General features: G+C 44.2%; 12 protein-coding genes. 6 read left to right on the forward strand and 6 right to left on the reverse strand.

Features of this window, described 5'->3' with window-relative positions:
• Nucleotides 1-235 precede the first annotated feature (235 nt).
• Nucleotides 236-973 carry a thioesterase II family protein gene (locus ACYX4J_RS10775; RefSeq protein WP_444908226.1) on the reverse strand — a complete coding sequence of 246 codons (738 nt, stop codon included), beginning with the start codon at nt 971-973 and terminating at the stop codon, nt 236-238.
• Between the two features lie 121 nt (nt 974-1,094).
• Here ACYX4J_RS10775 and ACYX4J_RS10780 point away from each other — a divergent pair, with 121 nt between their 5' ends.
• Nucleotides 1,095-2,699 carry a (2,3-dihydroxybenzoyl)adenylate synthase gene (locus ACYX4J_RS10780; RefSeq protein WP_444908225.1) on the forward strand — a complete coding sequence of 535 codons (1,605 nt, stop codon included), beginning with the start codon at nt 1,095-1,097 and terminating at the stop codon, nt 2,697-2,699.
• Between the two features lie 84 nt (nt 2,700-2,783).
• Here the strand turns inward: ACYX4J_RS10780 and ACYX4J_RS10785 are convergent, their stop codons facing one another.
• Nucleotides 2,784-3,542, reverse strand: coding sequence for an outer membrane protein (locus ACYX4J_RS10785; protein WP_476178591.1), 759 nt, complete (start codon nt 3,540-3,542; stop codon nt 2,784-2,786).
• A gap of 963 nt (nt 3,543-4,505) precedes the next feature.
• Between ACYX4J_RS10785 and ACYX4J_RS10790 the strand changes: the two genes are divergently transcribed.
• The 4 genes from ACYX4J_RS10790 to ACYX4J_RS10805 all read left to right on the forward strand — a co-directional run bounded on the left by ACYX4J_RS10790 (nt 4,506) and on the right by ACYX4J_RS10805 (nt 9,881).
• Entirely contained in the window at nt 4,506-5,723 is a 1,218-nt protein-coding gene (locus ACYX4J_RS10790; RefSeq protein ID WP_444908223.1) for a CaiB/BaiF CoA transferase family protein, read from the forward strand.
• A 118-nt stretch (nt 5,724-5,841) separates the two neighbouring features.
• Nucleotides 5,842-7,032 (forward strand): AMP-binding protein, encoded by a 1,191-nt coding sequence (locus tag ACYX4J_RS10795; protein WP_444913892.1) that lies wholly within the window; start codon nt 5,842-5,844, stop codon nt 7,030-7,032.
• Between the two features lie 61 nt (nt 7,033-7,093).
• Entirely contained in the window at nt 7,094-8,065 is a 972-nt protein-coding gene (locus ACYX4J_RS10800) for a methyltransferase (protein ID WP_444897409.1), read from the forward strand.
• Between the two features lie 463 nt (nt 8,066-8,528).
• The gene (locus tag ACYX4J_RS10805; protein ID WP_444897410.1) at nt 8,529-9,881 is read left to right on the forward strand and encodes a lectin-like protein; all 1,353 of its coding nucleotides are present in this window, start codon (nt 8,529-8,531) and stop codon (nt 9,879-9,881) included.
• 272 nt (nt 9,882-10,153) lie between these two features.
• On the opposite strand, the gene ACYX4J_RS10810 is transcribed toward ACYX4J_RS10805, so the two are convergent.
• The 4 genes from ACYX4J_RS10810 to ACYX4J_RS10825 all read right to left on the reverse strand — a co-directional run bounded on the left by ACYX4J_RS10810 (nt 10,154) and on the right by ACYX4J_RS10825 (nt 14,287).
• The gene (locus ACYX4J_RS10810) at nt 10,154-11,401 is read right to left on the reverse strand and encodes a DUF418 domain-containing protein (RefSeq protein ID WP_476178592.1); all 1,248 of its coding nucleotides are present in this window, start codon (nt 11,399-11,401) and stop codon (nt 10,154-10,156) included.
• Nucleotides 11,402-11,712: 311 nt separating this feature from the next.
• Complete coding sequence (locus tag ACYX4J_RS10815; RefSeq protein ID WP_476178593.1) at nt 11,713-12,540, reverse strand: SDR family NAD(P)-dependent oxidoreductase; 828 nt, start codon at nt 12,538-12,540, stop codon at nt 11,713-11,715.
• A gap of 222 nt (nt 12,541-12,762) precedes the next feature.
• Nucleotides 12,763-13,320 (reverse strand): hypothetical protein, encoded by a 558-nt coding sequence (locus tag ACYX4J_RS10820; protein ID WP_282932883.1) that lies wholly within the window; start codon nt 13,318-13,320, stop codon nt 12,763-12,765.
• A gap of 73 nt (nt 13,321-13,393) precedes the next feature.
• Complete coding sequence (locus ACYX4J_RS10825; protein ID WP_476178594.1) at nt 13,394-14,287, reverse strand: hypothetical protein; 894 nt, start codon at nt 14,285-14,287, stop codon at nt 13,394-13,396.
• A gap of 199 nt (nt 14,288-14,486) precedes the next feature.
• On the opposite strand from ACYX4J_RS10825, the gene ACYX4J_RS10830 reads away from it, so the two are divergent.
• Nucleotides 14,487-14,888 carry a hypothetical protein gene (locus tag ACYX4J_RS10830; RefSeq protein WP_475712812.1) on the forward strand — a complete coding sequence of 134 codons (402 nt, stop codon included), beginning with the start codon at nt 14,487-14,489 and terminating at the stop codon, nt 14,886-14,888.
• Nucleotides 14,889-14,891: the final 3 nt, after the last annotated feature.

Consider the following 14,891-nt stretch of genomic DNA (forward strand, 5'->3'; position numbering starts at 1 on the left):
TTGTTTTGGATTTGGGCGTCAGGGTGGAGAGAGTGTGTGCTACTTGTTACTAAAGAGAAATAATTCGAACATCATCAAAAATAATGATCCCGGATTAATCGAGGCAGAGATCCGCTATCTATTGAACGATGGAGAATATAGGGCCGCTCAACAGCCCTATTCTCCCGACAATTAATTTCGATAGCGTTACAAGAAACAGAAAGATTTTATACGGCCAACTTAACTTTACATGCAGTTAGGCCAAGCGGAGCTTCTGAACAATATGGCCAACCACCAGATCAGGACAATCTGACAGATAAAAATGGTTACCTGCGTATTCTTTCAATTGGAACTCACCATTGGTCCACTGCTGCCAACCCCGAGCTTCATCGGTGCTCAACTCAGGATCATCCCGTCCTAGCATCGCGGTGATGGGACAATCTAAAAGTTGGTCCGAGGACATCTTGCTGGTTTCGATCAATCGATAATCCTGGCGTATAGTAGGAAGTAGTAGAGCCCTTAACTCAGGAATTTCCAATAATTCAGGAGAGGTGCCGCCAAGCTCAATGAGTTGTTGGCACAGAGATTCATCACTCAACTGGTGTACGTTTCCAATCTTTTGAAATTGTGGCGCTTCGCGCGCAGAGACAAATATGTGTTCAGGACCGCACAATTTTTCGCGATACAAGGAGAGAGCCAATTCATGAGCAACTGTAGCTCCCATACTGTGCCCAAATACTGCCCAGGGTTTATCGATGACAGGTTTGATAGCCCTACTTAACAAAGCAATTAAAGTTTGCATATTTGTGGGCATAGTTTCATTACAGCGTTGCTCCCTACCCGGTAAACATACGAGAACCAATTCTATGGAATCTGGCAATAATTTCGCCCAAGGTCGATAAAGTGATGCTGTACCACCAGCATGAGGCAAACACAAAAGTCGGATAGCCGCTTTAGGTTGAGGGCGAGGGATTTGTAGCCAAGCGCCGGACATAGATTTATCTCAATAAGAAATTTGAAGCCGTGAATACTAACTGTTAATTCTTAATTTAGAAATCTGAAGAAGATTCAAAAAAACACTCCCCTGCTCCACCCAAACATTTCAGGAGACCAGCATGGAAAATAATTTACTTAATGGTTACACGCCTCACCCAAAGGAACTAGAGGATTTCTATCAGCAACAAGGAATTTGGGATAACCAACCTATTTGGGAGCTGATCACACGTAATGCGAAAAACTTTCCCAATCAATGCGCAGTTCGGGACCTATCGGATCAATTAACTTATGCTGAATTGGTTAATGAGGCCGATAGCATTGCTGCAGGCCTGGTGGAACAAGGCTACAAAGTTGGGGAGCGGGCAATACTCCAGTGGAGCAATCAGGTCAGTTTTATTACAACCCTGCTCGGCTTATTTCGAGCGGGACTGGTTCCTGTACTAGCTTTGCCTGCGCATCGCCAAAATGAAATATGCCATTTTGCACAGGTCTCGGGTGCCAGTATCTATATCACTTCAGGAGCGGAAAGTGATGCAAGCCGTCACAGCATGATAGAACAAATTGCTTCGCAATCTCCGACTTTGCGAGGCATATACAGTTCTGATGAAAATGACACATTCCCCTCCCTGCCCAGAACAGAATGCCAAGGCTTCACCCCTGTTCCCGTAGACCCCCACGCCCCAGCTCTATTCCTCGTTTCCGGTGGCACTACAGGACTTCCGAAACTTATTCCACGCTCCCACAATGACTATCGCTACAACATTACCTGCGCTACGGCTGCTTGTAATTTAGGAAAAGATGAAATCTATCTGGCAGTACTCCCCGCCGCCCATAATTTTCCATTGGGTTGCCCCGGCATTCTGGGCACGCTATCCATGGGTGGGCAGGTAATATTCACCAAAGATGCAAGCCCGGACTACTGCTTTGAGCTGATAGAGCGTTACGGCGTAACCGCCACAGCCCTGGTCCCAGCACTGGCTCAAGTCTGGACTGCAGCGACAGAATGGGAAGATGCTGATTTAAGCTCTCTCCGCTTACTTCAAGTTGGTGGCTCAAAGCTGAGTCCAACTGACGCCAATGCTGCGATAGATGCTTTTCCCGGTGCACTACAGCAGGTATTCGGAATGGCCGAAGGGTTGATTTGTTACACCCATCGCGAAGATAACAATGAAACCATCACCAATACTCAAGGAAGACCTATGAGTTCCCTCGATACTCTAAAAGTGGTTGATGAGTACGGGCAGGAAGTGAAAGCCGGAGAAGAAGGAGAACTGCTTACTCGCGGCCCCTATACACTGAGAGGCTATTACCGTGCAGAAGAACATAACCGACGCGCTTTTACCCCAGATGGATTCTATTGCAGCGGGGATCGTGTACGCATTCTGGACAATGGCAATATTGTAGTTACTGGACGACTCAAAGATGTTGTAAATCGGGGCGGGGAAACATTTGCATGTGACGAAATTGAAGAGCATCTACTCGCCCACCCCAGCATCCAACAAGCAGCTATCATTGCTTTGCCAGACCAAGAGATGGGAGAGCAAGTTGGAGCGACTATCGTATGTACGGATAAAGCGCCAAGCTTGCAAACGTTGCGCGACTTCTTAACCGAAAGGGGCCTGGCCAGCTTTAAGCTACCTGAGCAGCTTAAAGTGTTATCTCGTCTGCCGGTTACCGCAGTCGGGAAAGTTGATAAGAGGAAGCTCTTAGATCTTATCGATTAGTACTATTTGAGAGATTGAGCACCCATATTCATGAAAGTATGGCTTTAACCCATACTTTCATTTTAAATGAACAAGAAGTATAAATCAGAATATAAAGGATATACCAACTTGCAACACATTAAGGTTCCTTAAATCAAATTCTATATGGTCAAAGTCATTTATATAATACTCCCCCACCTTACCAACATTATGCAGCATGTATTCGGCACTTATACGGAAAGAGTTATTAAAGTTGTATCGCGCACCTAGACCTACATGGAAATAGCTTTTACTGAATTCATTTGACCCATAATAGTTACCACCAGCGTAAAATTCATCCATGGTATATGACCAGTCCAGCTGCGCAAAACTATAGCCCAACAACAAATACATGCAGGACCTGTCGCAATACCAAGATAAATCCAGAGCTCCTGTAATTGAAAATACATCCAAGCGATGTTTCTGATCGACCTGGTATCGCTCAATAACCGTAACTTCGTCATCGATATAATCGATATTTTCTACCGATATCGATCGCCCTAAATTTGTTCTGCCATAGCTAAAGCGAAGTTCAAACGGGTAGCCATTGAAGTCGATCCCGATATCGACGCTGCCCCAAGGCTCACTTCCTGAACTTGAGGTTTTGTAGTAACTATATTCGTAAAAATAATCGTAGTAGAAATATGGGTCATAAAGTACCCCTACAGTACGATAATCCTGCTTAACCTCCAGCCTATTAACTCCACCATTCAGTGAAATAAATGGACGAAACCCCCACGGGTTTTCTAAACTGCCATAGTCAGCAGCTATGGCCTCCATGGAAAAAGTAAGTGTTCCAAGAATGACAGCTGAGTGCAGGCGCATAGTAACCTCCTTGTCGCTTTACACAACTCAAACCCCTCACAGAATCCAATACATTGATTTGTCGATATGACCAACAGTCCTTTACAGCGGTACATAACACTATTTGTCAAAGCTCCCATGTTAATATCGACAAATCGTGTTCTTATGCAATGAAAAGCTATGGATTCAAAGTAAACTTGTACTCCTATAAATTTAAAAATAGCAGTTACTCCTAACTTCCAGGGCTCAATTTACTGCCAGGGTAGCGAAAGGTGTTAGCAAAGTGATGAACGGGCATAAACCAACAATGTAAGAACGAAGCCGTTAGATTTATACACGCCGTTTAAATACTCTGAACTTCAGATATAAACAACAATCAAAAACGATACTCTTATATTATTCATACTTTGATGCCGAGCAACACAAGGAGGAGGGCTGAAAATCAGGACACTCCGCGATCCCTTGCCGTTTTATGTCATTTGACCAACTATTTTATGCTGGCATAACATTTACCTCAGCATCAAGATGCTTTGTGGCAACCCCGGTCAATGAATACGAAATTGCGTCCAGGGTTGTCACGCAAAACAATATCATTTTGGCGGCGCACATTTATCGGCTATCGCATATAACTCCACCCTACTGATATGAAAACGATCCATATTCACATCCTTAAAAGCCATTAACTGGATCTCAAAGAGTCTAGTTTGCAATACCCGGTTGTGCGTTGGTGGCACATACTTAGACTTACTACCAGGCACAAACTATTTCTCGGCTCGAGGATATTATTTGCCAATCAAACCTATGAGGAATAATTAAACACTCAATGTCCTCCGTAACTTCAATAGATCCTAATAACCAATGCAAACTTCGTACTCTATTTTCCCACATCAGAATTACACAGTGATCTATAAACTAATACCCACTTGTAACTAAGTGGCAAAACTTGGCTGGCCATTAATTTTGTTTGCGCAAATCAGGTATATCATGATGCTCCCTCTCCACGGAAAGCGTATCCTTTCATTCGAAACCTGGGGCGCAGGATCCTTTCATGGCACTTTACTAGCTTTTCTGGGCGCAGAAGTAGTCAATATTGAAGACCCCAAACAAGGTGGGAATCCACTTAGAAAAATGGGATCTATCTATCTTGATGAAGCTCGCGAAGACAATGAGACAAGTGAATCGACGCTCCACAACAAGAAGAGCTTGGCCCTGGATATCAGGGATCCCACTGGCAGGGAGGTATTCTTGAAGCTTGTGAATAACTCACATGCTGTTATCGACAACTTTAGAGGCTCTTTACCCGAAGAGTTAGGCGTTACCTATGCTGACCTCAAAGTGGCGAACCCCAAAATAGTTTGTACCCATCTATCAGGGTACGGCAGAGACAACAATAGAAAACACTGGCCAGGATATGATTTCCTTATGCAGGCAGAAACTGGTTGGATGTCAGTGACTGGAGAACCAGGATCTATCCCAACCAAAGTTGGCGTGTCAGTAGTGGATCTCTTGGGGAGTGTCTATTCAGCCCTCTGTACCGTTTCAGGGTTACTGCGGACCGAAGTCACAGGAAAAGGCGGTGATTTTGACACTAACTTATTCGATATTGCGCTAAATTGCCTCTGCTACCAAGGGTTATGGTTTCTCAACGAGGGGATAGTCCCAGGGAAGCAACCTCGCTCAGCCCACGCATCCCAAGCACCTTGCCAATTAGTAAAGACAGCAGATGGTTGGTTTTATGTTGCCTGCTTAACCCAGAAATTCTGGGAAATGCTTTGTCACGAACTAGGCTCCGATTTATTACAAACTGATGCCCGCTTTTTGACCAATGAAAGCAGGATGCAAAACAGAGAGCTGCTGACAGAAGCTCTGGACCAGCACTTCCAGAAGAGAACAACAAAAGAATGGTGCGCTCAAATGGAGGGTAAAATCCCCTGTGCCCCGGTCTATGATATCGCCGAGGCGCTTAACAACCCCTATGTCCAAGATAACGACAAGACTGTATCAATTCCCTATGCACGCAGTACAAGCCGTGACTCAATACAATTTATAAACGCCCCCTTCTCTATTCCCGACACTCCTCCAGTGCCTTTCCAGCAAGCACCACTTTACGGAGAGAACACTCGAGAGATCCTTGGTGACTTGGGTATCCCACAAGATGAAGTGGAGTCCCTGGCAAAAGCTGGCGTGATCTATTGCTGCTGAAATGCATCGGTACTGATGAGGATAACTCCCAATTGGCCAGACCACTCTCTACCTAGGCGCCCTGTTACTACAATTTCCTCAGTTCCACCCGATACCTCACCACCCCAGGAAGACGGGATTGAACGGGAGCTACCTTAACGCTATGAACATCGGCCACCTGGATTGGAATGCCATTCTCGCCCACGCCCGCAGTCTTTCACTCTACGGCGGACCAGATATACCTGTTTCTGCCGTATGTCTCGATGACATCCCCGTTTGTGGCCCCGTTGAACTGAAACATATCAGCCAAAATGCCGCGCAGGAACACGGAGCCATTATCATGTCTAGCGGCGGCACAACTGGAAAGCCGAAGCTGGCCTATACACCTTATCACCAGGCAATTCAAAGATTGCTCAAGGAATGGCGCCCGCTCAGCTCTCAAAGTGTTCTTCTTAATCTCTTTAATCCTGGGCGGCTATGGGGTGCACACTACTTCATTCAAACACTGGCAGAGGCTTCCAAATGCACCATTGCACCTACAGGCCCCTTTATATCAGGTGAGGTGGAGAATTGGCTGGAACTTCTACATAACATCGATGTGGACTCACTTGCTGGCGCACCCACAGGACTGGCAGATTTTGCCGAAGGTATACTAGATTCAGGCAGCCAACTCCCAATAAAGACAATTATCTGGATGGGGGAACCTTGGACCAAAGCAAAGTTGAAGGTCATACGTAAGGCTTTCCCTGATGCTGGGCTGTGGTGCGACTATGGATCGGTAGAAACCAATAGCATTGCTGTCAATTCCCCTGAGTGTGATTTGAACATATATCACCTTTTAGCGGACCAATTGATCGAAACTGACGATCAAGGCGCCCTGCTTACCCGTGTAGGTACAGGGTGGACAGTACCGATAGTGCGTTACCGGTTAGGTGACCTAATCCAAAAAGCAACTTGTCCCTGTGGTCGCCCTAATGGCCTATCTATTCAGGGGAGAGCAGATGACAATGTCGGGTTATGCAGCGCCCTTCTGGACCTCAATAAGATCATAGAACTCACCTATGAATGTGAAGGCGTCGAAGAAGTTCAACTACTTCTCAGCGGCGACACACAAACAAAAAAGTCTGCCGATTCAATAGTCGTTCAGTTCACAGGCACGGCAAGTGCCAACAGCATCTGTGAGCATATTTTGAACAACATTCACAACCTCGCCTCTGTTGTCAGACAGTACCCTCAGTCCTTCACAGTACAAAAAGCCGAGCGACTTAAGCGTATCGAACGCACCAACAAAGTTCCCCGGGTTATTTGGAGAATGAGCGATGGGAAATAGCGGTAGAACTCAAAGCATAACTCCCCCTAGCGCATCCGACGGTCCTATGTGGGACCGTCTTATGGGAAACTATAATTTTGCCTGCCTGATGGTTTCTGCAAAGTTGGATATCACCGGGCTAATTGAACGCGGTTATGATTCCTGCGAAGCACTCAGTAAGGAATTGCAGCTCAGCAATAAAGGAATGGGCTTCTTTCTGCTGATTCTGAGTCATTTGGGGTATATCTGCTTCGACAAACAACAAGTGAAAAATACAGAGCTGGGAAAATGCTACCTCTCCAAAAGTAGTCACTACTATTGGGGGGAAGTCTTACTCGATCCTTTTCAAATCTATGACATCAATCACCTGGATAAAAAGATACTCACCAGCTTACAAAGAGAATATGAGCTGGAATGTAAAGGTCGCTCTGTAACCGACATGTGGCAAAAAAATGACATGGACAATGACTCGGCAGCAGCTTTTACTCATCTGATGCATTCGCAGGGGTTTGCCTCCGCAGTTGAGGCTGCTTCCTGCGGTATTTTTGAAAACGCTCAAACCTTACTCGATGCCGGTGGAGGCTCTGGAACCATTGCTCTCGCCTTCTGCGATACCTATCCTGAGCGCAATGCGCTGCTCTTCGACCTGCCGCCGGTTTGCGATATAGCAGCAATGTATATAAATAAGTTCAAGAAAAACCAGCAAATCCAGATAGTTAAGGGGGATTTCTTTAGAGACCCATGGCCTGAGGGGTTCGATGGCATTTGCTTTAGCAATGTGTTGCACGATTGGCAGCATGCTACATGCCAAATCTTAATCGACAGAGCCTTCGCACTTTTACCAAAAGGTGGGCAGGTATTTATCCACGATATGCTCTTCGATGATACTCGTTTAACGCCAAGCTTGTTCTGCTTTCATTTGTTTATGAACCACGGCTCCCAACTATACTCAGCCAAAGCGCTTTATCGGATGCTTGAGACAGCAGGATTTGTAAATCCTCAATCATACCAGGCACTCGGCTATTTCTCGGTATTATCAGCCAGAAAGCCCTAGCCCTACCCTTATTATCCTATTTTACTTATATGATATCTATCGCTACTTCCACGAGCAGTTCGTTTTTTGATTACCCTTTCGTCACCGACTGACTATTAGGGTATTAGCTAGAAAGTGTTTAACCTTTAAATAATAGTAAATAGTTTTTGGTTTAAGCATTATAAAACTATAACTTTGTGAGGTACTTCTCGTTAATACATTTAAAGTAGCTAACAGGTTATATCTTTTCGATATCATTGCTTTCGCACTCTATTGCCCTTCAGGGGTTTATACTTGAAACATTTGAAGATTATTGAAGTTCCTGATATCCGACCTCACAAGGGAGACGGGTAGAAATAAACTTCATACGTTTAGAGACGCAAGTATTGCTGCATGCGATTACTTTTATCTCGGCAGTCGTAATAGAGAGCGCAATTAAATCTGTTTAAAAAATAACAAACTCAGGCGAACAGTAGGAATAATAATGAAAAAAAACTATTCATGGTCACTCTCGAAAGGGCTAAAGAAGATTTGTATCGCTTTATTTAGTTATATAACGTTGATGAGTACGCCTCTATTTGCAGAGACCGATCCTTATTCAATGTTGGTTCAATTCAACCTCTATTACGATTACGAGACAGAACAAGGTACCAATGACCACGCAAAATATGCACTCGAGCTACAACGGCGCCTGACTTACTCAACACCAATTCGCTATACACAAGTCCTTGCAACACACAACAGTTATAACTCTGATGCCTATGGTGCTATCTGGGTAGGCTCTGAACAATCTGCCAGGGTTAAAGACCAAATTGATATTGGTGCTGAAATTATTGAGCTGGACCTGCATCAGTTCAGTGGTGAACAATATTTTTGTCATGGCTCATTCTACTGTAATTTCTGGCTTGATCCTCAACGCGTTCCTATCTCTACTGTATTGGGAGATTTGAGGGATTGGGCTTACAAGCAGGATCAATATGGCACTAACCGTACAGTAATCGTACATATCGAAAATGCGGTATCGTCCGGTGCCCAGGTAACTTTTAAAAACCATCTTATAGATCAGATAGGCCTGGAATACATTTACACACCCCAAGACTATAGAGAGGACTTTCCCAATGGGGTTGAAGTCACGAGCTATAAACGAACCTCACTTCCCTCTCAAGAGTTATCACGGGAGACAGTCCGTAAACATGATGGTGTAAATGGGAAAAAGAGATTCGTATTTTTTTGGACAAAAAATGACAGCAATATTGGGGATGATAATGAGTCATTCGATGTAATATTCGATGGATGGGGTGGACTGGACAGGCACTGGAAGAGTGGCGATGACGATTCCCTGGACAACTGGGATGACGGTATCAACACCGTAGAACACTATGATGTCAGTGCTACAGACAGCAGATTTCAAAATAAAGGACTATGGTCTTGGGGAGAGGGAGAACCCAATGATCATGGTAACGGAGAGGACTGCGCTGTTATCAGAAGCGACGGGCGCTTTAACGACCGTCAATGTGATCGCTCTTATTCATTTGCTTGTAAAAGGCGGTTAAATGGAGAACTGCATGTAAACGACTTAAAAGATGATGGCGCTATCGATTACCCTGTTATGTGGTCACTGACTACGAGGAAGTCTACCTGGTCGAATGGAGAGAGTGAATGTCAGGCACTGGGTACTCAATGGCACTTCGATGTGCCTCGCAATATGATGGAAGCACTCGCATTGAAAAGTAAGCTGGCAGCTGCCAGTGAGACAGCAGCCTGGATTGCTTATACTGACCAGGATAGTGAAGGTACAATTGAAGGTGACTTTATAATAACAACTGTAGATTACTAAAAAGATATTGTAGGGTTCTTTGTCTTTAGGTAATTAGAGATCTACTAACTTTCAACTTGATCTGACAGTTACCCGCTTCTTAGAAGAAGCCCTGTCAGATCAAGTTCAATCATGCCTATTTTTAATGTGAAAACATCTTATCTTTACGGCCCATCATCCTATAAAAATATTTAAAAGACCTCGTAATAAACAATCTGTGGTACAGGTAACGAGCTACCGATGACTCCTATTCTCAAGATTAACAGCAGCCCGCCAAATTTTAGCTATGAACTCTATAAGCGCTGTTCGGTCGCCGGTACGCCCCTTTCCTTTATCAGCGGTGCAAACCTGAAATATGTTAAAGTTCGCCAAAACCACTCTAGCGGCCCCATACGAAATGCCTTAAGCCAAAGATCCGAATATGCCAGCTGAAACAGGCCCAGCAGCACACAGACCCCAAGTACTTCTATACGTGTCAGCTCACCATACAAACCCAATCCAAAGCCATAAAAAATATAAATGCAAATAAATGATTGAGCCAAGTAATTGGTAAATGCCATCCGCCCAACGCTTTGGATCTTGCCTTTGATCCATAGGTGTTTACCTAATTTGAACCAAAGGCAGATCAAGCCGATATAACCGATACTGGTAAATGTGGACCCTACCAAATTAAAAATGGCACCATAGGTGAAATAATCATCCATACTCCAGTCATGACTATAGTTCCAAATAAGCCCTATGCCGGTCAATGTCACACCAATAGCCACCCCAGCAATAGCTAGTTTTTTGTAGGCTGACGAACTGGCTTTGCCACGTAGGATATCCAACTTAAACAGGCCCATTCCCAGCAACATCATAGCGGCAGCTTTTAAAACAATGGAGAGACTAAAGTAGGAAATAACGATTGCTGATTCCGGACTAGAAGCTAAATTACCAGCAACTAATCGACTCCCGACCAGATCCCAGAACCCTCCTCGATATATTTCTATATCTTGCTGGATCTGCGCTGTATCAGGGGCAAAAATGGCTGCCGTTGCATATCGAGCTTCTCCTGTTAGGGGTTGTATAAAAGCTCCTGCCAGATATGAGCTATATGCTGACAAGGCAAGGATAATCACCCCCAATGCAATCAGCCAGCTTCCGCGCAACTTGCGGAACAAATAGGCAAACATGGCTATAAATGCATAGATCATCAGGATGTCGCCTTCCCAAATGAAGATGCCATGACAAAGGCCTATCAATAACAGCCAAAAATTTCGACTGTAATGAATTTTTGCAGCAGACTTATTCTGCTGCTCGCGTTTCTCAGCTAATAGTATGATCCCCGCGCCGAATAGCATGGCAAAAAGCCCCATGAACTTTTGATCAGCAAACAAATGGAAAAAGCTAAAGAGAAACTCATTCAAAGGGCCATTTGGCAAATAGGCCTTCGGATTCAAATAAGCCGCCATAGGCATAGAGAAATTTATCATATTCATTAAAGGAAGCCCCAACAAAGCGACTCCCCTTAACAAATCCAGCTGTGATATTCGATCCTGCATATAAGTCCTTTTAAAACTAAAATACGTTACAGATGTAAAGAGGTGGAGATTACAGGAAAAGAGGAAGAAATCGCTATATTTTTTCTGATCGCAGGTACCAACTAGGACCTTTCTAAGGAAGCTTTGATAAATGGACTTCTAGCCACCCCCATGGGATGAGAGCATGCATTTGAGAAAAAACTTCTCGCAGCGAGTTCCATGACGCTTCAGATTATATGCTGCTTCGTCAAAGGTGGCTAGGTACAAGATCTTGACGAATAGCGGAATACTACCAAGTTGGCTCGAAATTAATCAGAAGTTCCCTAACTAAGCTAAATATCAATTAACGTATTACTATCTAGCATCGCCTTCGCCTGCTGAAATGCAGTTTCGGGTACATAAGGATGGGAGAAAATCCAAAACTGCCCGCTTTCTATACCACTAGTAATGATATCAGCAGCTTTTTCTGGCTTCATACCTTCAGAAACCACCTTGACAACTTTGGCTTTAACTTTTTTCTCGACTTCAGACTCAGGGTGAATTACCGCTACACTTGCAGGCCTATTACGTGAAGAGTCGAGAATATTAGTTTTTATAGCACCAGGACAAAATACAGAAGTTTTTATAGGCGAGTTAGCCAAACGAAGATCCCGCTCTAAACTTTGCATTAAACCTACAACACCAAATTTTGAAACATTGTAGGCCCCTAAGTACCCTATACCATATAGGCCGGATTCCGATGCTACAGACAATATATGGCCCTCGTCATTCTGTTCGATATGAGGGAGAAATACATGAATACCGTTAATAGGCCCCCACAAATTCACTGATAAAATCCACTCCCACTCATCCATAGAGGTTTCTGCTATAGCCCCCAAAGGACCTATTCCGGCCACATTACAGAACAAGTGTACCTTATCAAAGTGTTTTAAAGTTCTATCGGCGATGTTTTGCACATCACCAAGTTTAGATACATCTGCTTGTACGCATATACACTCAGCACCTTCTCGTGCTATCAACTTGGCTGTTGATTCGAGATGACTTAGGGTATATCCGGCTAATACCAACTTCATTCCTTTTTCGGCTAAACGTATTGCTAAAGCCCGCCCTAGTCCACTTCCCGCTCCTGTAACAACAGCAACTTTATCAGACAAATCCATAACTTTCCTTTTTACAATATATTCAACATGACTAGGAACTTTAGATTCAACAAATCCTTAAATAGTTGATATATAGCTATTCACAGCAATAAAAATTGAATAAATTGAACCTCTACCAATAGTCTGAATAACTGCCAGGAATCTTATCCTTTAGCCCTTCAGTTAAAGTCTGTTGTGGCCATTTAAGCCACTTAAACTTTAATTAAGCTATAGATTAACAACCTAATGAACCGGGTATTGTATTTCTTTGGCAATCACCCACATTTTATAATCTGCAGGCATTTCAGATAAGTAATCGAGAGTTCGATAAATAAGATGTTTCTCCATTTCATCGACTCCAGAAGACTTGCTCCAGCCTTCTGCTGCTAACCGGTACATAAAAGTAACCAAAAGGAATTTCTGTTTGCTCGATAACCCATTTCCATGACCATTGATCATCATATGCATGGAAACAAGGTCATAATCCAAGTCAAAAATTGACTCATCAACCTGGACGGATATCTGGGCCGAACGACCCGATACAGAATTCCCCCGCGCAATCACCTGCATTTCATCAAGAAAGAAGGAGACATGAGCACTATTAGCGGCAGAGCTGTTTTGATATCGGCCTCTTAGTGCCAAATCCCTTATCTGACGATTTGAAATTTCACCCTTTAGCCAGAGTTCCGTCATCTGGGTAAACGGATCGTAGTCCTCGCTCTGGACTATATATTCATCGGCAAAGGGGGACAAAGAATAGAAAAGCGCGACAAGCCAAAAACAGATCCTTGTTACAGTCATTACAACTACCACTCGAAGTGAAGACCATGCCACGCGGTCGATTATGATGGGAAGTCTATTAAATTAAGTATAATCAAGAATTATTGTAGGAACATTGATCGGGAGGACACTTGCACTCATTTACGGGCGAATCAACCGGAGGCTTAAATTCCACATTGATCTTAGCTTTTTGAGGCAATCTTCTTTCCCTATGACTTTCCAAACCCTCCCTCATCATTGCGCTGATCTCTCCAGAGAGAAATTGATTTACAAACATTTCGGCCTCTTGATCCAAACTGTAATCACTGGGCCCCATTCCATTTCGTGACTTATATTTCGATAAGCTATAGGTCAGTAATATCTCTTGAGCCTCATTATCAAACTGGCTGAATAAGTCTATGGTCCAATTAGTTCCCACCATGTGTTCAAGAGCTTCAATATTATCTTTAAGCTCTAGATAAATAGCGGAAAAGTCCTCACCGCCCTGAAGAATTCGGCCAATGTAGCCAGCTTCCTCTTTGTGGAAGTAATCCAATCTTGCCTGAATACTAATTTCTTTGATGTCATTGGCGATAACATAGCGACCCAACTTTTCTACTTCAGTCACAGTCATACCAAGCTCATAAAGCTCCTCCTGATTCATCGGCAACATATGCCAAGAGGAGAGTATCCTCAGCAGCCTATATGATGTCACCCACTCAGGATTCTCTCCTAAATCAATTTCGTACCAAGCGGACTTCTTCTCAAGCCCATACTTACTGAGGTAAGACAAGTCTTCCCCCCTATTAGCAGCTTCCCTAACAGCCCTCATTCTTTGCCAGGCAGCCCAGTTCCGCTCCCTACTCAGCACCCATTCACTGTTAATCTCTTCATTATGTTTATAGGTAGTCGCAAATAACTCCTCGAGAGATGTGCGTTTTAAATCTGCAAAAGAAGGTGCCGCCAATAAACAGATCAGAAGGAGGCAAACCGGAGGAGTTAATTTCATAGAGACACCTTGTGGTGCTGTTGTAGTCGCATTTATCGAAGGGAATCTACTAACTATCGTCAAGAAATCTCTGCCGAAGGGTTAACCTGTGCCGTAATTACCCCTAGTAGAAGAAAGAAAAACTTGGAAATACCCCTTGGTCACATAGCGAAAGCAACCTTTGTCGAACAACCGGCCTCTGGTGTATGATTTATCAGTAATGAAAAACTATCCGTCCACATTTCGCGCCAAGCTGATAGCCATGGCGGCCCTGCTCCTGCTGATCTTGCAGGTGCAGACCGTGCTCGCCTGCGAAATGATGGAGGACCCCAAGCCATCAGCGGAATGTTGCTGCGATGATATGGCTAAGGGGTCAGACTCTGATGATGACTGTTGTGGCTATGACGCCCAAGTCTCCCTAAAGACTTCGCTGGACGACCATCAAGTTGCCGTCACCGCCGCATACTTGAATCTGGAACTTCCCCAGTTGGCGCCACCGCCAACTTACCAATGGCCCCAAATTCTGGCTCCGCCTTTCGGTACCCCTGAATTATCTCCTACTGCGACAGAATCCCACCCCGGCAACCGAACCTGGCTTGCCACTTTGCGCCTGCGTATTTGATCA

The organism is Microbulbifer sp. ABM4_008, assembly GCF_056311705.1.